The sequence below is a fragment of the Micromonospora sp. WMMA1949 genome (assembly GCF_027460145.1).
Taxonomy (GTDB): Bacteria; Actinomycetota; Actinomycetes; order Mycobacteriales; family Micromonosporaceae; genus Micromonospora.
Window position 1 is genome coordinate 3,133,584 of record NZ_JAPZBG010000001.1, and the last position, 23,032, is coordinate 3,156,615.

A 23,032-nucleotide genomic window follows, 5' to 3' on the forward strand; every position below is an offset into this window, starting at 1 on the left:
CGGTTACCTCCCGATCGCGTGGCGTGCCCGGAATCGGTTAGGGTGCCAGGCATGCCGAGCGATGTGGTCCGCGTGATCTACCGCAAGTACGACGGCAGCGCCCACCGCGACTACCCGGCCCGCCGGCTCGCCGAGGACGACCTCGGCGTCTGGCTCGGCGTGCCCGCCGGCACCGAGTCCGTCTACCACGGCCGCCCGTCCGTCGAGCAGATCCCGTTCGTCCTGCTGGTGCCGCACCACGGCTGGTGGACCGGCATGTTCAACCCGCCGCCGCGCACCAGCGAGGTCTACTGCGACATCGCCACCCCGGCCCGCTGGGAGGGCGGGGAGACCGTCCACCTGATCGACCTCGACCTGGACGTGGTGCGCCGCCGCGAGACCGGCTTGGTCGAGCTGCGCGACGAGGACGAGTTCGCCGTGCACCGGGCCCGCTGGGGCTACCCGGACGACGTGGTCACCGAGGCCGAGGCCGCGTCCCGCTGGCTGCTCGGCGCGCTCGGCGACGGCACCGAGCCGTTCGCCACGTCGTACCGGAAGTGGCTGGCGCTGGTGGTCTGAGCCGGCTCACCAGCGCGGCGGCCAAACGGCGTCCGGCCCCAGCGGCGGCAGCTCGCTGACCTTGGCCGGGTTGAGCTGGTTGAACACGCCGGTGACCCGCCCCTCGTGGACGGCGAACGAGGTGACCATCCGGATGGGCCGCCCGTCCCGGTGGAAGAACTCCGACTGCCAGCCGAGCGTCCCGTCCACCAGCACCGGCCGCCCGCGCAGGCCACCCCGCTGCCGGGCCTGGCCGTACAGGCCGAGGAGCAGGCGGGCGACCGAGTCGACACCGACCACCGGCCGGCGCCCGGCCGGGAAGTGACCGCCGGCGTCGCCGATCGACACCACGTCCGGGGCGAGCACGCGGACCAGCTGCTCCAGCTCACCCGACTCCACCGCGGCGGCGAAAGCGGCGAGCACGCGCCGCTGCTCGGCGAGGTCGGCGCTGTGCCGGGGCACGTCCGGCCCGTGCACCGCCCGCCGGGCGCGCGACGCCAGCTGACGGGCCGCCTCCGGCGTCACCGCGAGCACGTCCGCCACGTCGGCGAATGGCACCGCGAACACGTCGTGCAGCACGAACGCCACCCGCTGCTCCGGCGTCAGCCGTTCCAGTACCACCAGCAGCGCGGTGCCGAGCTGATCGGCCCGCACGGCCCGCTCGGCCGGGTCGGGCGCGAACCCGTCCGCCGCCGGCACCGCTGTGACCACCGGCTCGGGGAGCCACACTCCCGGGTACGCCTCCCGGCGCACCCGGGCGGAGCGGAGCACGTCCAGGCAGATCCGGGAGCAGGTGGTGACGAGCCAGCCGCGCAGGTCGCGTACGTGGGCGCGCTCCTCCGGGTCGCTCAGCGCGCCGGAGAAGCGCAGCCAGGTCTCCTGCACCGCGTCCTCGGCCTCGCTGCGGCTCCCCAGCATCCGCTGGGCGACCGCCAGCAGGCGCCCTCGTTCCGCCTCGAACTCCCCCGCAAGCTCCTCCACACCCCCATTCTCCCGCCCCACCCCCACCCCACCGCCCCCGCGCCCTTACCTGGGCTCGCTGATCTTGCACTTGCCGCCCCGACAAAGGGTGCTTTCCGGGCGTGCAGGCGGCCGCAACTGCAAGATCAACGGGCCGGGTCAGGGGCGTGGGGCGAGCGGGGAAGGGCGCTGGGGGTGAGGATCGGGGGATGAGTGAGGTGGTGGGGCCCGAGGGCGGGCGGATGCGGGAACTGCTTCGGGTGGGGCCGGGAGCGGTGGACCTGACGGCGATCGACCCCCGGTCGACGCCGGGGCTGCCGGCGGCGGCCGGGCGCGGGCCGGCGCGCAAGGAGTGGGCGCGGGCCCAGGTCGAGCTGGTCGGCGCGGAACTGGGCCGGCAACAGGAGATGCTGTACGCCTCGGCGCAGGGCGCCGCCGGACCGGGCAGCGCCACCAGCGCGCCGGCCCAGGCGGACGCCGGGCTGGAGGGCGACCGGCCGCGCCGGGTGCTGCTGGTGCTCCAGGCGATGGACTGCGGCGGCAAGGACGGCACCGTCAAGCGGGTGGCGGGCGCGATGAACCCGCTCGGGCTGCACATCCGCTCGTTCGGGCCGCCGACCGAGGAGGAGTTGCGGCACGACTTCCTGTGGCGGGTACGCCGGGCGCTGCCGCCACCCGGGTACGTGGGCGTGTTCAACCGCTCGCACTACGAGGACGTGCTCATCGCCCGGGTCGAAGGGCTGGTCGACGAGGCGACCTGGCGGTCCCGGTACGCGATCATCAACGACTTCGAGCGGGAACTGACCGAGCAGGCGGTCACAGTGGTGAAGGTCATGCTGCACATCTCGTACGCCGAGCAGGGCGAGCGGCTGATGGAGCGGCTCACCGACCCGGCGAAGTTCTGGAAGTTCAACCCGAGTGACCTGGACACTCGGGCACGTTGGGACGATTATCAGGCCGCGTACGCCGAGGCCCTGGAGCGTTGTGGCACGGACGCCGCGCCGTGGTTCGTGGTGCCGGCGGACCGCAAGTGGTACCGGGACTGGGCGGTCGCCCACCTGATGCGGGAGACGTTCGACGGCTTGGATCTGGGGTATCCGCCTGCCGATTTCGACGTCGAACGGGAGCGTGACCGGTTACGGAACCAACTCAGCCGTTGATCAGGTGAACAGAAGGTGAACGAGCGGTGAATCGGGCCTGACCAGGGGTGGGCCGATCGAAAGTGGGTTCGGCGCGGTCCCTAGCATGCGCAGAGCAGACGCCCGGGCGGCGACGGCCACCCTTCCACCGACACGACGAGGTCCGTGCTGTGAAGTTTTCCTTCCGTCCCACCGAGGGCGCCTTCTACGAGCTCTTCACCAGGGCTGCGCAGAACCTGGTGAAGGGGACCGACCTGCTCAACGAGCTGGGTCTGCCCGGTGCCGACGTGCAGTCGATCAGCGAGCGGCTGACCGACATCGAGCACGACAGCGACCAGATCACGCACGAGCTGTACAAGAAGATCAACTCCACGTTCATCACGCCGTTCGACCGCGAGGACATCTACCGGCTGGGCTCGCTGCTCGACGACGTGATGGACCACCTGGAGGCGGTCGGCAACCTCCTCTACCTGTACGGCCTGACCAAGCTCCCGTCGCTTCCGCGCGAGCTGCACGAGCTGGTGAACGTGCTCGACCTGCAGGCCAAGCTCACCGCCGAGGCGATGCCCCGGCTGAAGTCGATGAAGGATCTCGAGGACTACTGGATCGAGTGCAACCGGCTCGAGAACGACGGCGACCAGGCGTACCGGATGCTGCTGGTACGCCTCTTCTCCGGTGAGTACGACGCGCTCACGGTGCTGAAGATGAAGGAGGTGGCCGACGAGCTGGAGGCCGCCTGCGACGCCTTCGAGCACGTCGCGAACACCGTCGAGACCATCGCGGTCAAGGAGTCCTGATCCAGTGAGTCCCGAACTCATCGCCGTGCTGGCGGTGATCGCGGTCGCCATGGCGTTCGACTACACGAACGGCTTCCATGACGCGGCCAACGCGATCGCCACCAGCATCTCGACCCGGGCGCTGACCCCCCGGATCGCGCTCGCGCTGGCCGCCGTCGGCAACTTCGTCGGCGCGCACTTCGGTGCCGGCGTGGCCAAGACGGTCGGCGACGGCCTGGTCACGTTGCCGACCGGGGTGGAGAGCCTCGGCGTGGTCTTCGCCGGCGTTCTCGGCGCGATCATCTGGAACCTGATCACCTGGTACTTCGGCCTGCCCTCGTCCTCCTCGCACGCCCTCTTCGGCGGACTGGTCGGCGCCACCCTGTTCGCCGCCGACGGCATCGTCCAGTGGGCCACCATCATCGAGAAGGTCCTCATCCCGATGGTGCTGTCGCCGGTGGTCGGCCTGGTGCTCGGCTTCCTGGTGATGCTGGCGATCATGTGGCTGTTCCGGAAGGGGCAGCCCGGCAAGCTCAGCCGCGGCTTCCGCTGGGCGCAGACCGCGTCCGCCGCCGCCATGTCGGTCGGCCACGGCATGCAGGACGCCGCCAAGACCATGGGCATCATCGTGCTGGCGCTCTACACCGGTGGCTTCCAGGAGAGCAAGACCCACATCCCGGGCTGGGTCTTCTGGACCTCGGCCGCGATGCTGGCGGCCGGCACGTACGCGGGTGGCTGGCGGATCATCCGGACGCTTGGTCGGAAGATCATCGACCTGGGGCCGGCGGAGGGCTTCGCGGCCGAGACCGTCGCCAGCGCGGTGCTCTACTTCAACGCGCTGGTGCTGAAGGCGCCGATCTCGACCACGCACACGATCACCTCGGCGATCATGGGTGTGGGCGCGACGAAACGGCTGTCCGCGGTGCGCTGGAACGTGGCGGGCAACATCGTGATCGCCTGGATCATCACGTTCCCGGCCGCCGCCGCGATCGCCTGCCTCGCGTACCTGCTGGTCCGGCCGCTGTTCTGAGCTCCGGTCCGCGCTCCGCGCGACGACGTCGAAGGGTTCCCCGCCGTGGCGGGGGACCCTTCACGCGTAGGAGACGCCGATCCGGGCCTTGATGTCGTCGATGAGGCCCATCACCTCGAGCGTGGCGGCGTGCGGCACCAGCGGGCTCTCCGTCAGCCCGGCGGCCAGGCAGCGCTGCACCTCGATCGCCTCGTACTGGTAGCCGCCGCCGGTCAGGTCCGCCGGGATCGTCTCCGGTTCGGCGCCGGCCCGGTGCAGCACCGCGTGCGCCGGCCGGAAGAACAGCTCGGGCAGGTCGATCCGGCCGGTGGTGCCGGTGATCGACGCGGTGATCGCTGTCGCGCCGACCATGCCGCAGCTGAGCGTCGCCACCGCGCCGGAGTCCCAGCCGAGCACCATGCCGGTGTTCTCGTCCACCGCCTCCGGGGTCAGCTTGGCCCACGCCTGCACGTGCTGCGGCACGCCGAGCACCAGGTGGGCCAGGCTCAGCGGGTAGACGCCGAGGTCGAGCAGCGCGCCGCCGCCGAGCGTGCGGGCCCGCATCCGGTGCTCCGGCGGGAACGGCCCGGCCACGCCGAAGTCGGCCCGTACGTGCGTCACCTCACCGATCGCGCCGTCGCGGATCAGCTCCAGCACGCGCAGGATCAGCGGGTTGGTCCGCATCCACATGGCCTCCATGAGGAACAGACCCCGGGCGCGGGCCGTCTCCACCAGGTCGGTGGTGGTCGGCAGGTCCAGCGTGCAGGGCTTCTCCACCAGCACGGCCTTGCCGCCGGCCAGGCACGCCAGCGCCGCCTCGTGGTGCGCGGCGTGCGGGGTGGCCACGTAGATCGCGTCCACGTCCGGGTCCGCGGCCAGTTCCGCCCATGAGGCGTACGCACGCGGCACGTCGTGCCGGCGCGCGAACAGTTCGGCGCTCTCCCGGGTACGCGAGCCGACCGCCACCAGTTCGGCGTCCGGCACCAGCCGCAGATCCTCGGCGAAGCGAGCGGCGATGTTTCCGGTGGCCAGGATTCCCCAACGCGTCATGCCCGGCACGCTATCCCGTACCGCTCGGAGGCCGGGAGGGTGATCCACCGGTCGGGACGGCTCAGCCATGGGCGTCGGCGGCGGCCCGGGCGGCCCGTTCGATCATCGCCCGCCGCGTCGCCAGCGTCGGCGGTTCCGGTTCCAGGTGCGCGTACGCGGCCCACGCCCCGATCGAGCCGTCGAGCTGCTCGCGCAGGATGTCGGCGTGCCCCGCGTGCCGGTTGGTCTCGGCCACCACGTGGACCAGGATGTTGAACAACTTGACGTCCGGGCGGGGCCACCACGGCACGTGGCCGGGAGCGTCGATGGCGAGGGCGTCGATCGTCGCGTCCGCGTGCTCGGCCACCCGCCGGTAGCGGCCGAGCACCTCCTCGCGGCTCTCGTGCTCGGTCGCCCACATGTCGGCGCCGTCCGGATCCGGGTCGTCCCACCGGGGCAGCGGCTCCGGGGAGGGTCTGCCGAACACCTCGCCGAAGTATCGAGCCTCCGTGAACGACAGGTGCTTGACCAGGCCGAGCAGGTTGGTGCCGGAGGCGGTCAGAGGGCGGCGTACGTCGTACTCGGACAGCCCGTCGAGCTTCCACAACAGCACCTCGCGGATCTGGCGCAGGTCGTTGTGCAGGTACTGCTTCGCGAAGTCGTCGATCACAGGTCACCACCCTGCCAGGCGTGGCCGGCCGCCGTAGCCCCGTGCCGGCGGCCCGCTGGGCCGCCCGGAGGTGCGCGACGGTCTCTGTCGCTGAGCCCTCGAACCGTCCATCTGAACGTCGGACCGGCGCACACGGAGCGTGCAGATTGCACAGCGTCACGGCGGTTGTCTGTCACTCGTCAGGGCCGAGTGTCCAGAAGGGACTTACCGGGCATAAACCCACCTTGCTCCCGGCTCGGTGAAGGTCCTCCCGGCCCCTTTGCTCTGCAGCCTTTTGCGCACCGCTCGCGGAGGGTCACCGTTGCGGATCCGGCTGCAGAGCAAAGGCGGCGGAGGAGCGTGCCAGTGGCTGGGCGAAAACTACCCAGTGTGATTGGGGCGCCGGTGTGTGGAGCGCGGGTTCCGCGGGTGCCGGCGAGCACGACCGGACTGTCCACCGCGTCATGCCCGGCACGCCATCGCCTCGTGCACCGGAACCGGCGGGTGATCCACCCGTCGGGCCGTCAGGCGTCTCCCGTGCCATCGCGCCCGGCCCTGGATGCTCCGGGCAGCGGCGTGGACACCAACCGCTGGCTGGCCCGGGCCGGACGGCCGTTCATCGTCTCCACCGCGACCTCGCGGCTGGCGACGAGATGGAAATCCCCGAACAGATGGTCCAGCCAGTCGGTGGTGTGGTGCCGGCACACCGCCCCGTCGTCGGTCTCGAAGATCCCGTAGGTGCCGTACTTGGCTGCGAATCGTTCGTACCGGGAACGGTTACGGTGATCCTCCTGCAGGCACAGGTCACTGACGTAGATGAGCCCGCCCGGCCGTAGCACCCGACGCAGCTCCGCCACCAGCTCCCGCTGTCCGGCGTCGTCGGGTATGCACGTCAACACCGCGAACAGCAGCACCAGGTCGACGCTGTCCGCCTGGTGGTCGAGCTGCGGAGGATTGGTGAGAACCGTGAATCGCGCGCCGGGCTGCTCGTTCTTCGCGCGGCTGACGAGACGGGGCGCGACATCCACTCCCTCGACATTCTCGAAGCCCTGCTGCACGAGCAGCCCTGCCAGCCGGCCGTAACCGCACCCGTAGTCGAGAACGCGTGCCCGCCGATCGATGCCGTCCAGCCACGAAAGTGCGACCGGGTGGCCGAAAGTCTTCGCGGCACCCTTGGAGTTCCAATACCCCGCCTGGTTGTTGAGATCCGTCATCCGAGGAGTATCGGCGCAATCGGAGGAGGGCGGCGTCGGGCGGCGGGGCGGCGTCGCCCGTTACGGCACTAGGCTCGGGCGCATGACGATCGACGGCTTCGCCGCACCCCCCGCCCTGGTGGAGCACGCCCGCCGATTCCGGGCCGAGGGCGCCGTGCCGGCCGTGCCCCGGGTCGCCGCCACCGTGCTGCTGCTCCGGCCGTCCGGCGACGGATTCGAGGTCTACATGATCCGCCGGGTGGCGGCGATGACGTTCGGCGGCATGTACGCCTTTCCCGGCGGCGGGGTGGACCGCTCCGACTCGGAGGCGCACCTCGGCTGGGCCGGCCCGGAGCCGGCGGTCTGGGGGGAGCGGCTCCGGCTCGATCCGGCCGCTGCGCAGGCGGTGGTGTGCGCCGCCGCCCGCGAGGTCTTCGAGGAGGCGGGTGTGCTGCTCGCCGGGCCGGACCCGGACAACGTGGTCGGCGACGTGAGCGGCGACGACTGGGAGGCAGCCCGGCAGGATCTGGAGGGACGGCGGGTCGGCTTCGCGGACCTGCTGGCCGGGTGCGGCCTGACGCTCCGGTCCGACCTGCTGCTGCCGTGGAGCCGCTGGATCACTCCGGAGTTCGAGCCGCGCCGCTTCGACACGTACTTCTTCGTCGCCCTGCTGCCCGAGGGGCAGCGGACCCGGGACGTGTCCGGCGAGGCCGACCACACGCTGTGGCTGCGCCCGGCGGACGCGCTGACCCGGGCGGAGGCCGGCGAGCTGACCATGCTGCCGCCGACCATGGCCACGCTCGCCGAGGTCGTCGCCGCGGGCGACCTCGACGGCGTGGCCCGCGCCGCCGCGGAGCGCGATCCGGGTACGCCGATCCTCCCGTACATCGAGGGACTGGACGGCGCCGAGCCCAGCTTCCGCCTCAGCCGAAGCGGCCGGTGATGTAGTCCTCGGTCTTCTTCTGGCTCGGGTTGCTGAAGATCTTCTGGGTGTTGTCGTACTCGATCAGGCGGCCCGGGTCGCCGGTCTTCTCGATCGAGAAGAAGGCGGTCCGGTCCGACACCCGCGCGGCCTGCTGCATGTTGTGCGTGACGATGATGATGGTGAACTTGTCCTTGAGCTGGAACATCAGGTCCTCGATGGCCAGCGTGGAGATCGGGTCCAGCGCCGAGCAGGGCTCGTCCATCAGCACCACCTGCGGCTCGACAGCGATGGTGCGGGCGATGCAGAGCCGCTGCTGCTGACCGCCGGACAGGCCCGCGCCGGGCTTGGCGAGGCGGTCCTTCACCTCGTCCCACAGGTTCGCCGAGCGGAGCGCCCGTTCGGCCGCCTCCTCCAGGATCGACTTGCGCCGTACGCCGTTGAGCCGCAGGCCCGCCACCACGTTCTCGAAGATGCTCATGGTGGGGAACGGGTTCGGCCGCTGGAAGACCATGCCGATCATCCGGCGGACCGCGGTGACGTCCACGTCGCGGTCGTAGATGTCCTGGTCGTCGATGGTGAGGTTGCCCTCGACCCGGGCACCGGGCAGCACCTCGTGCATCCGGTTGATCGACCGCAGGAAGGTGGACTTGCCGCAGCCGGACGGGCCGATCAGGGCGGTGACCGTCTTCGGCTCGACGGTCAGGTTGATGTTCTCGATCGCCTTGAACCCGCCGTAGTAGGCGGTCACGTTCGTGGCTTCGATGCGCTTGGCCATGGTGGCGGTACCTCCGGGGTTCATCGGCCGAGCCGGTTGCGACGGGACAGCAGCTTCGCCGCCACGGTGAGGACGAGGACGAGGGCGACCAGGGTCAGCGCCGCGGTCCACGCCCGTGCCGGCGAGTACCTCGACGCCTCACCGGCCTGCTGGTAGACGAAGAGGGCCAGCGACGACTGGTTGTTCTCGAACGGGTTGAAGTTGATCGCCGCGCCGCCGCCGGCGACGAGCAGCACCGGCGCCGTCTCACCGGCGGCCCGCGCGATGGCGAGCATGATGCCGGTGACGATGCCGGGCAGCGCGGTCGGCAGCACGACCCGCAGGATGGTCTTCCACTTCGGTACGCCCAGGGCGTACGCGCCCTCGCGCAGCGGCGCCGGCACCAGCCGGAGCATCTCCTCGGTGGAACGGACCACAGTGGGCAGCATCAGCACGCTCAGCGCCAGCGCGGCGGCGAAGCCGGAGAAGCCCGGCCGGCCGTCGTTGAACCACGGCGAGACGATCAGCACCCAGAAGGCCAGCACGAACAGGCCGGTGACGATCGACGGGATGCCGGTCATCACGTCCACGAAGAAGCGGATGGTGAACGCGAACCGGCCCCGGCCGTACTCGACGATGTAGATCGCGCAGAGTACGCCCAGCGGCACCGTGATCAGCGTGGCGATGCCGACCTGCTGCAACGTGCCGACGATCGCGTGGTACGCGCCGCCGTTGGCGTCCCGCGACCCGATGTTGTTCATCGAGGTGCCGAAGAAGTTCGCGTCCAGTCGCTCGGAGCCCTTGCTGACAAGCGTCCAGACCACCGACGCCAGCGGCAGCACCGCCAGCACGAACGCCGAGTGGATCAGCGCGCTCCAGGTGCGGTTGCGGGCCGACCGGCGGCCCTCCACCGCGTTCGCCGCGACGAACAGGCCGGCCAGGTAGAGCAGCGCGCCGACCACCACGACCAGGACCGGGCCGCCGATGCCGGCGCCGTACACGATGCCCGTCGCGAGCAGCAGCGCCGCGACGGCGACGGCCGGAGCAGCGTACGCGGGAAGACGCTTCGCCCGCAGCGTGGCCGGCTGGGCCGGCGGGCGCGGGCGGCGGGGGGTGAGGGTGGTGGTCATGCGGCCGACTCCGTGAACTCGCGCCGCCGGTAGATGATCGCCCGCGCGGTGATGTTGACGATCAACGTGATCGCGAACAGCACCAGGCCGGAGGCGATCAGCGCGCCCCGGCCGGTGTCGTTCGCCTCGGCGAACCGGTTGGCGATGTTCGCGGCGATCGAGTTGCCGCCGCTCTCCAGGATGTTGAACGAGATGGCGTACGTGGATCCGAGCGTGAGCGCCAGCGCGATGGTCTCGCCCAGCGCCCGGCCCAGGCCCAGCATCACCGCGGCGATGACGCCCGGACGGCCGTACGGCAGGACCGCGGTGCGGATCATCTCCCAGCGGGTGGCGCCGAGCGCGAGCGCCGCCTCCTCGTTCGCGGTCGGGGTCTGCCGGAACACCTCGCGGGACAGCGAGGTGACGATCGGCAGCACCATGATGGCGAGCACCACCGAGCCGAGCAGGATCGAGTTGCCGTACGGGCCGTCGCCGAAGATCGGGATCCAGCCGAAGTACCTGTTCAGCCACGCGGACACGTCGGCGACCGGCTGGGCGAAGTAGTCCCGCCCCCAGAGGCCGAAGACCACGCTCGGCACGGCTGCGAGCAGGTCGATCAGGAAGCCCAGGGCGTTGCCGAGCCGCCGGGGCGCGTAGTGCGACAGGTAGAGGGCGATGCCCAGCGCGACCGGCACCGCCATGAGCAGCGCCAGCAGCGAGCTCAGGACGGTGCCGAAGGCGAGCGCGCCGATGCCGAACTGCGGCGGGTTGTCGTTCGGGAACCAGCCCTCGAACGTCCAGAACGACTCGGTGTTCGCCCGCAGCGCGGGGACGGCCTTGGCGACCAGGAAGATCGCGATGGCCGCGATGACCACCAGGACGGTGGTGCCGGCGGCCAGGGTCAGGCCGCGGAACGCCCGTTCCGCGCCGAAGGCGCGGGCCCGGGGGAGGGCGCCGCCGCCGCCGAGGCCGCCGTCCGGGCGGCCCGGGTTACCGGGGCGCTCGGCCACACGCGCCGAGGCACCGGCGGGTCCCTCGTGGCTCGTGGCCACGGGAGTCCCGCCGGTGCCGGCGTGGGCCGAGCGCTGAGGGGTGTCACCCATCTGCTCGCTCGCTTCGTGTTGAGGAGGTGTCGGCCGGAGCGTCAGGAGAGGCTCTGGACCGCGGCCTCGACCTTGGTGCGGACGGTCTCGGGCAGCGGCGCGTAGCCGAGCTCGACCAGCTCCTTCTGCCCCTCGGCGCTGGCGGCGTGGCCGAGCAGGCCCTTGACCAGCGGCAGCTTGTCGGCGGCGAGGCCCTTGCTGCAGACGATCTCGTAGGTCGCCAGGACGATCGGGTACGCCCCGGCCTCCTTGGTGTTGTAGTCGATCGACATCTTCAGGTCGTTGCCCTGACCCTCGAACTTGGCGCCCGCGATGGTCTTGCCGGCCGAGTCGCCGGTCAGCTCGACGAACTCGCCGTTGCCGTTCTTGATCTTCGCCATCTTCAGGTCGGAGTTCTCGGCGTACGACCACTCGACGTAGCTGATGGTGCCGTCGGTGCTCTTGACCTTGCTGGCCACACCGTCGGACTTGGCCGCGCCGACGCCGCCCGGGGCCTTCCACGCCTTGGAGTTGCCGAGCGTCCAGTCCGCCTCGGCGGTCTTGGAGAGGTACTTGGTGAAGTTGTCGGTGGTGCCCGACTCGTCCGAGCGGTGCACCGCCTGGATCGCGGTCGACGGCAGCTTGGCGTCCGGGTTGTCGGCCTTGATGGCCGCGTCGTCCCACTTGGTCACCTTGCCGGCGAAGATCTTCGCCAGGGTGGCCGGGCTGAACTGGAGGTTGTCCGCGCCGCTGACGTTGTAGACCACGGCGACCGGGCCGATCACCATCGGCAGGTTGAGCGCCTGGCCGCCGACGCACTTGGCGTCGGCCTGCGGCTGCTCCTCCGGCTTGAGGGGGGAGTCCGAACCGGCGAAGTCGGCGGTGCCGGCGATGAAGGCCTGGATGCCGGCGCCCGAGCCGCTCGGCTCGTAGTTGATCGTGGTGCCGGCGCACTTCTGCTGGTACGCCTTGATCCACTCGGCCATGGCGTTCTTCTGGGCCGAGGAGCCCTGCGCGTTCAGCGTGCCCTTCGCGCAGTCCACCGCGGCGGTGGAACCGGAGGCGCTGGCAGGCTCGTTGTTGTCCGAGCCGCAGGCGCTGAGACCGAGAACCGCGGTAAGAGCGAGACAGGCGATGGCGCCGTGCCGCTGGAGCTTCACTTCAGGGGTTTCCCTTCACGTCTTTGGTCAGGTCGCCCGGAGTGCCGGGGGCCGGCGCTGACCGGCTGACACGAAAGGTAGGAGGGCCAGGTGGACGGTTCGCCGGACGTAAGTGAACGCGCGGTGAACACGTTCAGCCGACGAGATGGCCGCACGCTGAGGAAGGGTTGTCCATTTCGTGAACTAGCAGCCCGGTATCGCCTTTGTGGCGGCTTTCCGGGGCCGGAGAGCGCTCAGCCCAGCTGGTAGTTGACGTGCGCGGACCAGCGCGCGAAGCCGAGGCGCTCGTAGAGCGCGACAGCGGCGGTGTTGCTCTCGTCCACGTAGAGCATCACCCGGTCCAGCCCGCGCTCGTCGCGCAGGTGGGTCAGGCCGGCGGCGGTGAGCACGCGGCCCAGCCCGCCCCGGTGCGCGGACGGGTCGACGCCGAGCACGTACACCTCGCCGATGCGGGCCGAGCCCGGCTGCTCGTGCACCTTGGTCCAGTGGAAGCCGAGCAGCCGTCCGGTGGCGGAGTCGACGGCGAGCAGGAATCCGGCGGGGTCGAACCACGGCTCGGCGATGCGGACGCGCAGGTCGTCGAGCGTCCACCTGCCCTGCTCGGGGTGCTGGGCGAAGGCCGCGTTGTTCACCGCCAGCCAGGTCTCGTCGTCCTCGCCGGGACGGAACGCGCGCAGCGTCACGCCGTCCGGCACCACCGGCGGCGGCAACTCGGCGGTCAGCGGGCGGCGCATCTGCCAGAGCACGCGCGCCCGGGAGAAGCCCAGGTCGACAGCGAGCGCGGCGGCCGACGGGTGGTCGCCGTGCGCCCAGGCGCGCAGCGGTCCGGACGCGGCATCCACCACGCCACGGGCAAGTGCCCGGCCGGAACCCCGCCGCCGGTACGCCGGGTGCACGACCATCTCCACGCCGACACCCTCGGCCGGGGCGGTGGTGTCGAGGTGCGCGTACCCGGAGAGGGTGCCGTCGGTGGTCCGGGCGGTGAGGTGCACGGCGGGCGCCTCGGGATCGCGCAGCCGCAGCAGCACGTGCTCGTCGAGCGGGTCGGCGCCGTCGGCGTCCCCGGCGGCGCGGGCCAGCGCCAGCACCTCGGTGACCTCGTCCGGCGTCAGGCGGTCCGCCCGTCCGATCCGGTCGGCCGCGGTCGTCGGCTCGGTGCTGCTCATCTGAGTCACGGTAGCGGCAGGCGGGCCGCGGTTCGCGCCGGACGACGACCGGGATCGGTGGCGCTCGTCACGGGCTTCCGACGGGCAGCGGCTCCAGTTCGAACCGGCTCACCATCTCGGGCAGCAGTTGCTGCAACGCCGTGACGGTGCCGGAGCGGTCCCCGCCCGCGTCGTGCATGAGCACGATCGCGCCCGGGCCCATCTGCGTGCGGATGGTTGCCTCGATCGCTCCGGGTCCCGGTGCCTTCCAGTCCGACGGGTCCACGCTCCAGTGCACCGGGGTGAGGCCCAGGTCGGCGCAGGCCGCCATGACCGAGGGCGTCCAGGCCCCGCCCGGCTGGCGGTAGTACGTGATCCGCGCGTCGGGCGCGGCGGCCAGGATCGCGTCGTTGGTGCGCAGCAGGTCGGCCCGGATCGTCGCCGGGGAGCGCTTGCCCAGGTTGACGTCGTGCTTCCAGGAGTGGTTGCACAGGGTGTGGCCCTCGGCCACTATCGACCGGACCAGATCCGGGTGGGCCTCGACGTTCTCGCCGACGACACAGAAGGTCGCCCGTACGCCGTACTGGGCCAGCAGCGCGAGCACCTGCGGGGTCCAGCGGGGATCGGGGCCGTCGTCGAAGGTCAGCGCCACCCGGGCGGAGCCGGTGGCGAGCATGGCGCCGTACGGGCCGTCGCCGTCCGGTGGAACGGGTGCGGCATCCGGCTCGGTGTCGGGGCTGGGCCGAGGGCCGGCCGTGCCGCCCGGGAAGTCGGTGCTCGGTGGCTGGTCGCCGTAGCGCGGCCCGGTGAGCGACGTGGCGACTCCGGCGGCCGACGGATGCGGGTCCGGCACCAGGCTGCGGCCCAGCGCGAACGCCGAGCCGAGCAGGCCGGCCAGGACGACGGTCACGAGCCCGGCGGCGCGCAGCGTCGAGCCCCGCATCAGCGGCACCGGCCTTTCGTCGCCCCCGTGTTCACCGCACGCACCGTCGCCCCCTTAGCCCGACAATTCCGGCAGCCAGGATATGGCTGACTGATCGGGCAAAAAGGGCATACGCGAAAAGTGCCCTCTAGCGGGGTGGAGCGTGGGCGGTCAGACCGGCAGCGGGGCGGGCTCCGACTCCGGCAGCGAGCGCGACGGCGGGACGACGAACTTGTAGCCCACCTGGCGGACGGTGCCGATCATCGACTCGTACTCCGAGCCGAGCTTGGCGCGCAGCCGCCGTACGTGCACGTCCACCGTCCGGGTGCCGCCGAAGTAGTCGTAACCCCAGACCTCGCGCAGCAGCTGGTCCCGGGTGAAGACCCGCCCCGGGTGCTGGGCCAGGAACTTCAACAGCTCGAACTCCTTGTACGTGAGGTCGAGCGGCCGGCCCTTCAGCTTGGCGGCGTACGTGTCCGGGTCGATGTTCAGCTCGCCGGCCCGGATCGAGCCGCCGGCGCCGGCGGTGGCGTTGCTGAGCCGGCCGACAGCGAGCCGCAGCCGGGCCTCCACCTCGGCCGGCCCGGCACCGGCCAGGATCACGTCGTCGACGCCCCAGTCCGCGTTGAGCGCGATCAGCCCCGCCTCGGTGACGACAGCGACGAGCGGCACGCCGAGCCCGGTGGCGTGCAGCATCCGGCAGGTGGCCCGCGCCTCGCTCAGCTCGGAGCGGGCGTCCACCAGGACGGCGTCCGGCGTGGGGCCGGAGACCAGCGTGCGGACGTCACGGGGTGCGGTGCGAACCGAGTGCGGCAGCAGGTCGAGTGCCGGCAACACCGCCGACGGCTCGCCGGCCCGCGCGGTCACGAGCAGCAGGAGCTCCACGATCACCTCCGTCCCGGCGGCCCTTCGGCCGCGCGCGACCAGCGACACGCCCGGGTGGGGGCGGCACTGTGAACTTGCGTGGGTCCCGGCGTCGTCGACGGGCGGGTAACGGCCTGAGCGTAACCGATGGACCGGGCGTCACCTTCGCGCGATTTACCGTTTGCCCTTTCTGCCCTCGATCGCGGTGCAGGTTTTAACGTCGCCGAAACCGGGACCTCCGCCGAGCCGCCCGGGTCTGGCACGATCGGGGCGTGTTTCCCTCCACCTCGCGCGACACCGGCCGTGACCCGTGGACCGACGAGCCGCCTACCGGCGCGTCCGCCCCCGCTCGTGGCTACCCGCCCGCCCCGCGCACCGGTCCCGCTCAGGAGGAGGGCGACCGGCCGGAACGCAAGGGCCCACGCCGGCTGCGCAAGGGCGGGCCCAGCCGGCGTCCCGACGACGAGTCCGACGAGGAACCCGAGGAGGAGGTGCCGCCGGTCCCGGTCCGCCGCCCGTTGGCGCTCACCGTCGCCGGCTTCGCCGCGCTGCTCGGCGTCGGCCTGGTGCTCGGCGCGCAGACCTCCGGTCCGGGGCACCGGCTGCCGTTCGCCGCGATCATCTTCGGGGTCCAGCTGCTGTTCGTCCTGGCCTGGACGATGGCCATGCGACCGCCCGCGCTGCTCGTCGTCGCGCTCGTCAGCGCCGCGACGGCGGCGATCGCCGACGTCTCCGCCGTGCAGTCGGACATCGCCGGCCTGGCCCCGCTCGGCTACGCCGCGGCCGCCGGGCTCCTGCTCGCCGTGCTGGGGCAGCTCGTGCGGCGGGTGGACCGGGTCCGGGTGACCGACTCGCTCGGCGGCACCCTGCTCATCGTGGTGGGCGTGGTCGCCTTCGCCACGCTCATCGTGCTCAGCCGGATCCCCAAGGGCACCCAGGCGATCACGGTCTGCCTCACCGCCGCCGGTGTGGCGTTGCTCGTCGCCCGGCTCACCGACGCGATCGCGCCGTGGCCGCGGCTCGCCCCGCAGGTGCCACGCGGCGCGGCCGGCGTGGTCGTCGGCGCCATGCTCGGCACGCTCACCAGCGCCGTGCTCGGCAGCTACCTGGTCGGCTTCACCCCGACCAGCGCCGCCCTGGTCGGGGTGGTCAGCGCGGCCACCGCCGTTCTGGCCGACCTCGCCGTCGGGTACGCCGAGGCGGGCCGGCTGATGGCCGGTGAGCCGCCGACGATGTGGGTGGCCCGGCACATGCAGGGACCGCTGGGCGGGTTCGCGCTGGCCGCGCCCGCCGCGTACGCCATGTGCGTGCTGTTCCTCTGACGCGGTTGGGGAAGATTCGCCTCGGGTAAGTACGGTTGCGCCGCGAGGCGCGGTGACGGCGGCGAGGACGGGAGGCGGCGTGGCAGAGGCGTATCCGGCGGAGGGCCGACCCCGGCGACGGGGCCGGAAGGTGCTGATCGGCTTCCTCGTCCTGCTGCTGGTGCTGGCCGGGCTGCTCGTCGTCGCCGACCGGGTCGCCGCCGGAGTGGCCGAGCGGGCCATCGCCGACCAGGTCCGGCAGGAGATCGCCAAGCAGGACGCCCAGTCCGCCGCGCCGCAGGTCGAGGTGGGTGGCTTCCCGTTCCTCACCCAGGTGCTCGACGGCCGGTACGAGCGCATCTCGATCCAGCTCACCGACGTGCGCGGCGACGTGCAGGGCGACGCCGTCGAGGTGCCGAAGCTCGACGTGGACGCGCGCAACGTGACCGCCTCGCTGGACACGCTGCGCTCCGGCCGGGGCGACGTGGTGGCCGAGAGCGTGGACGGGCGGGGCACCGTCACCTACGAGAGCCTGGCCAAGCTGCTGGACCGTCCCGGGCTGACGCTGGGCGAGCGCAACGGCAAGCTCGCCGTGACTGCCCCGGTGGACATCCTCGGCATCAAGCTCACCGTCAACGGCACCGCCGACGTCACGGTGGCCGGCAACAAGGTGGCGCTGCGCTTCAACGACCTCAGCGCCGACGGCCTGCCGAACGTGCCGCTGGCGCGGGCCGCGCTGACCCGGTACGCCCAAGGCATCTCGATCGACGTGCCGCTGCCGGAGCTGCCGTTCCAGCTCAACCTGCGCAAGGTGGAGCCGACGCCGGAGGGCTTGGTCGTGACCGCGGACGCGGCGAACGTGCCGATCAACTCCGCCGGCTGAAAGCCGCACGCGGCCGGCCCGGGGAGCGGGCCGGCCGTCCCGGATGCTGGTCGGCCTGGTGGCAGCTGTTGCCCGGGCTGGTAATCTCCCTGCCCATGGGGACCCTCCTCACCAAACGGCGCGCGGTCGACCTGTGCCGCGTGGCCACCTGCCTGTGTCGCCCCGTCATCTGACGGCGGGGCTGTCTCCGGCCGCCTGAACGGCGGCCACCCAGGGTCCACGAACCTTCCCCGGTTCCCCCTCCTCAACGCCCGGCAGCGGCGCCGTCGCACGTACCCGTGATCCGTTCCTAGCTCAGGGTCCGCGTGTGGTGCGACAACCATCGGCATCGATCTCCACGCGCAGACTCACCAAACCATCCTCACCAGGGAGTGATCTGATGAGTCGCGACACCGCACTCGTCTCGGCCGAGTGGGCCGAGAAGAACCTCGGCGCCCCGGGCGTCGTCTTCGTCGAGGTCGACGAGGACACCTCGGCCTACGACACCGGGCACATCGCCGGTGCCGTCAAGCTCGACTGGCGTACCGACCTGCAGGACCAGGTCCGCCGGGACTTCGTCAACAAGAGCCAGTTCGAGGCGCTGCTGTCCGACCGGGGCATCGCCAACGACGACACCGTGATCCTGTACGGCGGCAACAACAACTGGTTCGCCGCGTACGCGTACTGGTACTTCAAGCTCTACGGCCACGGCGACGTCAAGCTGCTCGACGGCGGCCGCAAGAAGTGGGAGCTGGACGCCCGTCCGCTCGTCACCGACACGGTGGAGCGGCCGAAGACGCAGTACGTCGCGCAGGAGCCGGACACCTCGATCCGCGCGTTCCGCGATGAGGTGGTCGCCGCGATCGGCACCAAGAACCTGGTCGACGTGCGCAGCCCCGACGAGTTCGCGGGCCGGCTGCTCGCCCCCGCCCACCTGCCGCAGGAGCAGGCGCAGCGGGCCGGCCACATCCCGACCGCGATCAGCGTCCCGTGGTCCAAGGCGGCCAACGAGGACGGCACGTTCAAGTCCGACGACGAGCTGCGCAAGATCTACGCCGACGCCGGGCTGGACGACAGCAAGGAGACGATCGCGTACTGCCGGATCGGCGAGCGCTCCTCGCACAGCTGGTTCGTGCTCCAGGAGCTGCTCGGGCACCGCAACGTGAAGAACTACGACGGTTCCTGGACCGAGTACGGCTCGCTCGTCGGCGTGCCGGTGGCGCTCGGCGACGAGCCGGGGGAGGCCTGATGACCGCCGCTTCCGCCGCCTCGACGGCTGCCGCCGGCTGCGCCGCGCCGGACCAGTCCGCCCCCCTCCCGGCGAGCCTGGACCTGGAGAAGGAGACCGTCATCACCGGCCGCGTGCTGGCCGAGTCCGGTGAGGTCGTGCCGGGCGCGTACGTGCGCCTGCTCGACTCGACCGGCGAGTTCACCGCCGAGGTGGTGACGTCGCCGGCCGGGCAGTTCCGGTTCTTCGCCGCGCCGGGCTCGTGGACGCTGCGTGCGTTGTCCCGCCACGGCAACGGCGACACCGCCGTGGCCGCGGCCCGCGGGATCAACGAGGTGACCGTCTCGGTCGCCGCCTGACCCACGCTGGAGATCGTGGCCCGCCGCCCTCCCGGGTGGCGGGCCACGAGCCGTTGCGGGCAGGTGGCCGAGGTGCGGCCGGGCACCTCGCGGACGCGTGACACCATGGCCGGGTGACTGCCGTCGAGACGGGCTACGCCCCGCCCACCCCGCCCGGCCGGCCCGGCCCCGGTGGCCGACGCGGGCTGCGCCGGCTGGTGGCCGCCACTGTGGCGTGGGCCGTGCTGCTCGCCGGCCTGACCTGGTGGTCGGTGCGTACCGACCCGCCGACGGTCAAGGAGCAGCGTTCGCTGGACCAGGCCGGCCCAGTGGTGGACCGGGCGATCGGCGAGCTGACCGCCGCCGTCGGCGTCGCGGGCGTACCGGCGCTCCTGCCGGACCGGCTCGAGCGTGGCTGCCGGATCACGCCCATGGACGACGGCGTGACGCTGGAGCGCGGCGTGGAGGTGGCGGTCGGCGGCGGTGACGTACGCGAGGTGCTGCGCGGCATCGCCGACCGGTTGCCGGCGGGCTGGCGGGCCGGCGTGTCGACGCTCGACGGCGAGCCGCTGCTGCGCGCCGACGCGGGCGAGTTCGTCGCGGTCGAGGGCCGGGCCGGTGGTCCGGGCCGGGTGCTGCTCACCGCCGCGACCGGCTGCCGCCCGACGGGCTCCGGCTACCGGGCCCCGTCCGCCGACGCCGCCGCCGAGTCGGCGGTGCTGGCGTCGGCGCTGGGCCGGTGGGGTGGCGCGACCGGGCCGGTGCGGGTGCTCGCCGCGCCCTGCCCCGGTGGCGGGACCGTCCGCACGGCCCGGGCCGAGGCGACCGTGCCGGCCGATCAGCCGCTGGCCGCCGCGTTCGGCGCCGGCGCCGCCCCGGTGGTGGACTCGGCCGACGCGTACGCCCGCCCGGGCGACCCGGCGGTGCTGGCGCAGCGGGCCGGCGAGCGGGTCCGGGTGGCGGCGACCACGCCCTGCCCCGCCTGACGTCAACCGCCGGGCAGGGTGAGCGCCGGTGGTGACGGCTGTTCGGAGTGCGGCTCCCGGCTGCGGCCCAGCGCGTCCACCCGGCCCCAGCGGCCCGGGATGTCGAGCAGTTCCACCCGGCCCATCCCGGGCGGCACCGCCGGGTCGATGATCAGGTGGTCGCCCTGCGGTTCCAGGCCCAGGATCACCCGGAGCAGCAGCAGCGGGGTGCCGGCGGACCACGCCTGCGGGCTGCACGCGGTGGGGTACTCCACCGGGTAGTCGGTGAGGCCGCGCTCGTAGCCGGCGAACACCTCGGGCAGTCGCCCGTCGAAGTAGTGCGACGCGCTGAGCAGGGCGTCGCAGATCCGGCCGGCCTCCTGCCGGAAGCCGTACCGCCACAGGCCCCAGGCGATGATCGAGTTGTCGAACGGCCACACCGTGCCGACGTGGTAGCCGACCGGGTTGTACCGGCCCTGGTCGTCGGCGAGGGTGCGGACGCCCCACCCGGAGAACAGGCGCGGGCCGAGCAGGTGGGCGGCGACGGCCGGGGCCCGTGACTCGTCGACGATGCCGCTCCACAGCAGGTGGCCGATGTTGGACGTGAGCGCGTCCACCTGGCGGCCCCGCGGGTCGAGCGCCAGCGCGTAGTACTCCCGGTCCGGGATCCAGAAGTCACGGTTGAACCGTTCCTTCAGCGCCGCCGCCTCGTGTTCCAGCCGGTCGGCGTACGTCGGGTCGTTCCAGTAGGTGCGGGCCAGCCGGGCGCCGCGCAGTTTCGCGTCGTACGCGTACCCCTGAAGTTCGCACGTGGCCCGGGGGAACTCGGGCATCTGCCCGTCGGCGTAGGAGATCGCGTCCGGCGAGTCCTTCCAGCACTGGTTCGGCAGGCCGGTCTCCGTGTTGCGGGACATGTACCAGACGTAACCGGTGCCGAGCAGGTCGCCGTACGTGTCCAGCCAGGTCAGCGCCGCCCGCGTCTCGTGCTCCAGCTTGCGCACGAGGTCGGCGTCCCCGGTCCACCGCTCGTACTCGTCGAGCAGGATCACGAACAGCGCCGTGGTGTCGGCCGCCCCGTAGTACGGCGAGTGCGGCTGCTCCTCGAAGCCGGCGGTCTCGCCGTAGCGCAGCTCGTGCAGGATCTTGCCGGGCTCCTCGTCCCGGAAGTCGTCGACCCGGCTGCCCTGAAGGCCGGCGAGCATGACGATGGTGGGCTTGACCATCTCGGGCAGGAACGGCAGCACCTGCAGCGAGGTGAAGATGCTGTCCCGGCCGAACAGCGTCATGAACCAGGGCAGGCCGGCGGCGAGCAGCCGGACGCCGAGCGTGATCGACTCGTACCGGAGGGCGGCGAGGTCGTTGAGGCTGCGCCGGTACGCCCCGGCCAGCGGCTCGCAGTCGCAGCCGAGCTTCGGCGCGCGACTGATCAGGGCGCTCTGTTCCGTCTCGATGTCGGACGCCGTGCGTTGGCCGCCCAGCGGCAGGATGGCGCGGATGTCCTCGCCCCGCGCGCCGTAGATGACCGTGTCGATGTGCAGCCGGGTGGTCCACTCGCCGTGCGGGCCGACCCGGATCCGGAACGTCATCCCGCTCTCGTCGACCTCGGCCGGCGCGCTGCTGGTCACCAGCGTCTCGCGGTGGAACGCCTGCCGGCGGTAGGTCAGCCGCAGCGCGTTCGTCTCCACCGTCGGCGTGGTGCGGCCCTTCTTGTCCCGCTGGTGCTTGATCTCGAACAGGTCGGCGAAGTCGGAGCCGATCTCCAGCCGGAGGTGAAACTCCATCTCCTGCTCGGAGTGGTTGAGCAGGGTCAGTTCCTCGTCCAGGCTGCCGCCGATCGCGCGGCTGCGGATCACCGAGACCTTCGCGTCCAGGTAGTGCGTCGGCTCGCCGGGGACCAGGAAGTACCGCGTCTTGTACGACAGCGAGTCGTCGATGGAGAGGGCGTGCAGGGGTTGCCCGTCGAGGGTGAGGATCCAGGTGGAGAGGAACCGGGTGTCGAAGGAGAACAGCCCGGTGGGGAAGTCGTACGACGGCCGGATGTTGCCGCGATCGTCGCTGACCAGGAAGGTGTTGCCGTCGAGGATGCTGACCCGGTCCTTCACGCCAGCCGCCGGACGTGTTCGCGGGCGGCGTCGCGCGGATCCCGTACGTCGGGCCGGGCCGGCAGGAACCGGCGGAACGCCAGGAACAGCACGACGTGCCCGCTGAACGTGGCCTCGTTGCGCAGCACTGCGGCCATGCCGGCCTCCCGGCCGGTGACCAGCTTCTCGAACAGTTCGGTGGAGAGGGTGAGCACGCCGTCGGCCGGCCGTTGCTCCTCCCGGCTCACCTGGGCCGATCCGGGGGCCAGCGTCACGTACCAGTGTTCGGTGCGGTTGCCGTCGGCCAGGTCGATCTGGAGCGTGCCGCCGATCGGGCTGTTCAGCACTGACGCGGCGCGCGCCGGCAACGACGCGAAGAACTGTTGGATCGCCTCACTCACGTTCACATAGTAGGCGCAATCCGGACATGTCGGGTCAGGATCGGCTCACCGGTCAGAGTGGACGAACCGAGTGGGTCGCTCAGTAGACGAGCGCCTGCGCGCCCTCGGCCATCGCTTCCTCGACGAACACCGCGGCGCCCGCGATGCGTACGCCGGGGATGACATCGTCCGGGCCGATGTCCCGCCGCGCCGCGCACTGGGTGCAGGCGGTCACCCGGCCCGTGGTCAGGACCACGTGCAGCAGCTCGCCCAGCGGCGCGGAGTGCGGCAGCTCGAACGTCTCCGCCCGCCCGGGGAGCGCGAACCAGGTGGATTCACCGGTGAGCCAGAGCGACACGTCCACCCCGGCCGCGGCTGCGGTCGAGGCGACTGTGAACGCCTGGGCGCAGCGTTCCGGGGAGTCCGCGCCGGCGGTGGCCTTGACGACGAGAGTGCGCGCCATGCCGCCAGCATAGGATGGTCCGGATGGTTACCGAGATCGGGTTCGTCAGCCTGCTGGTCGCCGGCTTGGGCGCGCTCGCCGGTGGCCTGGTCTATGTGGCAGTGCGAATCGCTAGAGGTAAATGGTGAGCGCGAGGAGTGAGCCGGTTTTGCGAGCCCCGC

26 protein-coding genes are annotated in these 23,032 nt (G+C 71.9%); 12 read left to right on the plus strand and 14 right to left on the minus strand.

Translation table 11 applies throughout. From position 1 onward, the window contains the following. Window positions 1-51 precede the first annotated feature (51 nt). Window positions 52-558, plus strand: coding sequence for a DUF402 domain-containing protein (locus tag O7607_RS14810; protein ID WP_269703816.1), 507 nt, complete (start codon window positions 52-54; stop codon window positions 556-558). Window positions 559-564: 6 nt separating this feature from the next. On the opposite strand, the gene sigJ is transcribed toward O7607_RS14810, so the two are convergent. Further along, on the minus strand, window positions 565-1,518 hold the full coding sequence (gene sigJ / locus O7607_RS14815) for an RNA polymerase sigma factor SigJ (RefSeq protein WP_269703817.1): 954 nt from the start codon (window positions 1,516-1,518) through the stop codon (window positions 565-567). Between the two features lie 188 nt (window positions 1,519-1,706). Here sigJ and O7607_RS14820 point away from each other — a divergent pair, with 188 nt between their 5' ends. The 3 genes from O7607_RS14820 (at window position 1,707) to O7607_RS14830 (ending at window position 4,442) form a co-directional block, all read left to right on the plus strand. Further along, entirely contained in the window at window positions 1,707-2,657 is a 951-nt protein-coding gene (locus O7607_RS14820) for a PPK2 family polyphosphate kinase (protein WP_269703818.1), read from the plus strand. Window positions 2,658-2,806: 149 nt separating this feature from the next. Beyond that, on the plus strand, window positions 2,807-3,433 hold the full coding sequence (locus O7607_RS14825; protein WP_030504473.1) for a DUF47 domain-containing protein: 627 nt from the start codon (window positions 2,807-2,809) through the stop codon (window positions 3,431-3,433). Between the two features lie 4 nt (window positions 3,434-3,437). Further along, complete coding sequence (locus O7607_RS14830) at window positions 3,438-4,442, plus strand: inorganic phosphate transporter (RefSeq protein ID WP_269703819.1); 1,005 nt, start codon at window positions 3,438-3,440, stop codon at window positions 4,440-4,442. Window positions 4,443-4,502: 60 nt separating this feature from the next. On the opposite strand, the gene O7607_RS14835 is transcribed toward O7607_RS14830, so the two are convergent. From O7607_RS14835 to O7607_RS14845, 3 genes are all read right to left on the minus strand, one after another. After that, the gene (locus tag O7607_RS14835; RefSeq protein WP_269703820.1) at window positions 4,503-5,471 is read right to left on the minus strand and encodes a Gfo/Idh/MocA family protein; all 969 of its coding nucleotides are present in this window, start codon (window positions 5,469-5,471) and stop codon (window positions 4,503-4,505) included. Between the two features lie 61 nt (window positions 5,472-5,532). Further along, window positions 5,533-6,120 carry a DinB family protein gene (locus tag O7607_RS14840; RefSeq protein ID WP_269703821.1) on the minus strand — a complete coding sequence of 196 codons (588 nt, stop codon included), beginning with the start codon at window positions 6,118-6,120 and terminating at the stop codon, window positions 5,533-5,535. A 503-nt stretch (window positions 6,121-6,623) separates the two neighbouring features. Then, window positions 6,624-7,313: a class I SAM-dependent methyltransferase gene (locus tag O7607_RS14845; protein WP_269703822.1), complete on the minus strand. Its 690-nt coding sequence runs from the start codon at window positions 7,311-7,313 to the stop codon at window positions 6,624-6,626. Between the two features lie 82 nt (window positions 7,314-7,395). Here O7607_RS14845 and O7607_RS14850 point away from each other — a divergent pair, with 82 nt between their 5' ends. After that, window positions 7,396-8,235, plus strand: a complete 840-nt coding sequence (locus O7607_RS14850) for an NUDIX hydrolase (protein ID WP_269703823.1) — start codon at window positions 7,396-7,398, stop codon at window positions 8,233-8,235. On the opposite strand, the gene pstB is transcribed toward O7607_RS14850, so the two are convergent. The 7 genes from pstB to O7607_RS14885 all read right to left on the minus strand — a co-directional run bounded on the left by pstB (window position 8,216) and on the right by O7607_RS14885 (window position 15,280). Next, window positions 8,216-8,992: a phosphate ABC transporter ATP-binding protein PstB gene (gene pstB, locus O7607_RS14855; RefSeq protein ID WP_269703824.1), complete on the minus strand. Its 777-nt coding sequence runs from the start codon at window positions 8,990-8,992 to the stop codon at window positions 8,216-8,218. The genes O7607_RS14850 and pstB overlap by 20 nt on opposite strands. A gap of 20 nt (window positions 8,993-9,012) precedes the next feature. Beyond that, complete coding sequence (gene pstA / locus O7607_RS14860) at window positions 9,013-10,101, minus strand: phosphate ABC transporter permease PstA (RefSeq protein WP_269703825.1); 1,089 nt, start codon at window positions 10,099-10,101, stop codon at window positions 9,013-9,015. Continuing rightward, window positions 10,098-11,183 (minus strand): phosphate ABC transporter permease subunit PstC, encoded by a 1,086-nt coding sequence (pstC, locus tag O7607_RS14865; protein WP_269703826.1) that lies wholly within the window; start codon window positions 11,181-11,183, stop codon window positions 10,098-10,100. The genes pstA and pstC overlap by 4 nt, the downstream gene beginning before the upstream one ends. 41 nt (window positions 11,184-11,224) lie before the next feature. Next, window positions 11,225-12,322 carry a phosphate ABC transporter substrate-binding protein PstS gene (pstS, locus tag O7607_RS14870; RefSeq protein WP_269703827.1) on the minus strand — a complete coding sequence of 366 codons (1,098 nt, stop codon included), beginning with the start codon at window positions 12,320-12,322 and terminating at the stop codon, window positions 11,225-11,227. A 233-nt stretch (window positions 12,323-12,555) separates the two neighbouring features. After that, the gene (mshD, locus tag O7607_RS14875) at window positions 12,556-13,488 is read right to left on the minus strand and encodes a mycothiol synthase (RefSeq protein WP_269703828.1); all 933 of its coding nucleotides are present in this window, start codon (window positions 13,486-13,488) and stop codon (window positions 12,556-12,558) included. 67 nt (window positions 13,489-13,555) lie between these two features. Next, complete coding sequence (locus O7607_RS14880) at window positions 13,556-14,410, minus strand: polysaccharide deacetylase family protein (RefSeq protein ID WP_269706986.1); 855 nt, start codon at window positions 14,408-14,410, stop codon at window positions 13,556-13,558. 150 nt (window positions 14,411-14,560) lie between these two features. Then, the gene (locus O7607_RS14885; protein WP_176722767.1) at window positions 14,561-15,280 is read right to left on the minus strand and encodes a winged helix-turn-helix transcriptional regulator; all 720 of its coding nucleotides are present in this window, start codon (window positions 15,278-15,280) and stop codon (window positions 14,561-14,563) included. Between the two features lie 245 nt (window positions 15,281-15,525). Between O7607_RS14885 and O7607_RS14890 the strand changes: the two genes are divergently transcribed. The 6 genes from O7607_RS14890 to O7607_RS14910 all read left to right on the plus strand — a co-directional run bounded on the left by O7607_RS14890 (window position 15,526) and on the right by O7607_RS14910 (window position 19,968). After that, window positions 15,526-16,575 (plus strand): hypothetical protein, encoded by a 1,050-nt coding sequence (locus O7607_RS14890; protein WP_269703829.1) that lies wholly within the window; start codon window positions 15,526-15,528, stop codon window positions 16,573-16,575. A gap of 79 nt (window positions 16,576-16,654) precedes the next feature. Continuing rightward, entirely contained in the window at window positions 16,655-17,437 is a 783-nt protein-coding gene (locus tag O7607_RS14895; RefSeq protein WP_269703830.1) for an LmeA family phospholipid-binding protein, read from the plus strand. A 95-nt stretch (window positions 17,438-17,532) separates the two neighbouring features. Continuing rightward, a complete protein-coding gene (locus tag O7607_RS30475) occupies window positions 17,533-17,610 on the plus strand; it encodes an Ms5788A family Cys-rich leader peptide (protein WP_311202345.1) in 78 nt (25 codons plus the stop codon). Between the two features lie 206 nt (window positions 17,611-17,816). Continuing rightward, a complete protein-coding gene (locus O7607_RS14900; protein ID WP_269703831.1) occupies window positions 17,817-18,665 on the plus strand; it encodes a sulfurtransferase in 849 nt (282 codons plus the stop codon). Continuing rightward, window positions 18,665-19,003 (plus strand): DUF1416 domain-containing protein, encoded by a 339-nt coding sequence (locus O7607_RS14905; protein WP_269703832.1) that lies wholly within the window; start codon window positions 18,665-18,667, stop codon window positions 19,001-19,003. The genes O7607_RS14900 and O7607_RS14905 overlap by 1 nt, the downstream gene beginning before the upstream one ends. A gap of 113 nt (window positions 19,004-19,116) precedes the next feature. Then, window positions 19,117-19,968 (plus strand): hypothetical protein, encoded by an 852-nt coding sequence (locus O7607_RS14910; RefSeq protein WP_269703833.1) that lies wholly within the window; start codon window positions 19,117-19,119, stop codon window positions 19,966-19,968. 2 nt (window positions 19,969-19,970) lie between these two features. Here O7607_RS14910 and O7607_RS14915 read toward each other — a convergent pair whose 3' ends face one another. The 3 genes from O7607_RS14915 to O7607_RS14925 all read right to left on the minus strand — a co-directional run bounded on the left by O7607_RS14915 (window position 19,971) and on the right by O7607_RS14925 (window position 22,871). Then, entirely contained in the window at window positions 19,971-22,049 is a 2,079-nt protein-coding gene (locus O7607_RS14915; RefSeq protein WP_269703834.1) for an amylo-alpha-1,6-glucosidase, read from the minus strand. After that, on the minus strand, window positions 22,046-22,435 hold the full coding sequence (locus tag O7607_RS14920) for an SCP2 sterol-binding domain-containing protein (RefSeq protein ID WP_269703835.1): 390 nt from the start codon (window positions 22,433-22,435) through the stop codon (window positions 22,046-22,048). Before O7607_RS14920 ends, O7607_RS14915 begins: the two co-directional genes overlap by 4 nt. Before the next feature lie 73 nt (window positions 22,436-22,508). Continuing rightward, window positions 22,509-22,871, minus strand: coding sequence for a DsrE family protein (locus tag O7607_RS14925; RefSeq protein ID WP_121686554.1), 363 nt, complete (start codon window positions 22,869-22,871; stop codon window positions 22,509-22,511). 23 nt (window positions 22,872-22,894) lie between these two features. On the opposite strand from O7607_RS14925, the gene mtfM reads away from it, so the two are divergent. Further along, complete coding sequence (mtfM, locus tag O7607_RS14930; RefSeq protein ID WP_013288813.1) at window positions 22,895-22,999, plus strand: small membrane protein MtfM; 105 nt, start codon at window positions 22,895-22,897, stop codon at window positions 22,997-22,999. The last annotated feature ends 33 nt before the right edge of the window (window positions 23,000-23,032 follow it).

Coding starts and splice junctions, on each gene's coding strand:
- O7607_RS14850 (WP_269703823.1), top strand. CDS start 7,396: ATGACGATCGACGGCTTCGCCGCACCCCCCGCCCTGGTGGAGCACGCC.
- O7607_RS14820 (WP_269703818.1), top strand. CDS start 1,707: ATGAGTGAGGTGGTGGGGCCCGAGGGCGGGCGGATGCGGGAACTGCTT.
- O7607_RS30475 (WP_311202345.1), top strand. CDS start 17,533: ATGGGGACCCTCCTCACCAAACGGCGCGCGGTCGACCTGTGCCGCGTG.
- O7607_RS14810 (WP_269703816.1), top strand. CDS start 52: ATGCCGAGCGATGTGGTCCGCGTGATCTACCGCAAGTACGACGGCAGC.
- mshD (WP_269703828.1), bottom strand. CDS start 13,488: ATGAGCAGCACCGAGCCGACGACCGCGGCCGACCGGATCGGACGGGCG.
- O7607_RS14925 (WP_121686554.1), bottom strand. CDS start 22,871: ATGGCGCGCACTCTCGTCGTCAAGGCCACCGCCGGCGCGGACTCCCCG.
- pstA (WP_269703825.1), bottom strand. CDS start 10,101: ATGACCACCACCCTCACCCCCCGCCGCCCGCGCCCGCCGGCCCAGCCG.
- O7607_RS14835 (WP_269703820.1), bottom strand. CDS start 5,471: ATGACGCGTTGGGGAATCCTGGCCACCGGAAACATCGCCGCTCGCTTC.
- pstC (WP_269703826.1), bottom strand. CDS start 11,183: ATGGGTGACACCCCTCAGCGCTCGGCCCACGCCGGCACCGGCGGGACT.
- mtfM (WP_013288813.1), top strand. CDS start 22,895: ATGGTTACCGAGATCGGGTTCGTCAGCCTGCTGGTCGCCGGCTTGGGC.
- O7607_RS14845 (WP_269703822.1), bottom strand. CDS start 7,313: ATGACGGATCTCAACAACCAGGCGGGGTATTGGAACTCCAAGGGTGCC.
- O7607_RS14900 (WP_269703831.1), top strand. CDS start 17,817: ATGAGTCGCGACACCGCACTCGTCTCGGCCGAGTGGGCCGAGAAGAAC.
- O7607_RS14905 (WP_269703832.1), top strand. CDS start 18,665: ATGACCGCCGCTTCCGCCGCCTCGACGGCTGCCGCCGGCTGCGCCGCG.
- O7607_RS14880 (WP_269706986.1), bottom strand. CDS start 14,410: ATGCGGGGCTCGACGCTGCGCGCCGCCGGGCTCGTGACCGTCGTCCTG.
- pstB (WP_269703824.1), bottom strand. CDS start 8,992: ATGGCCAAGCGCATCGAAGCCACGAACGTGACCGCCTACTACGGCGGG.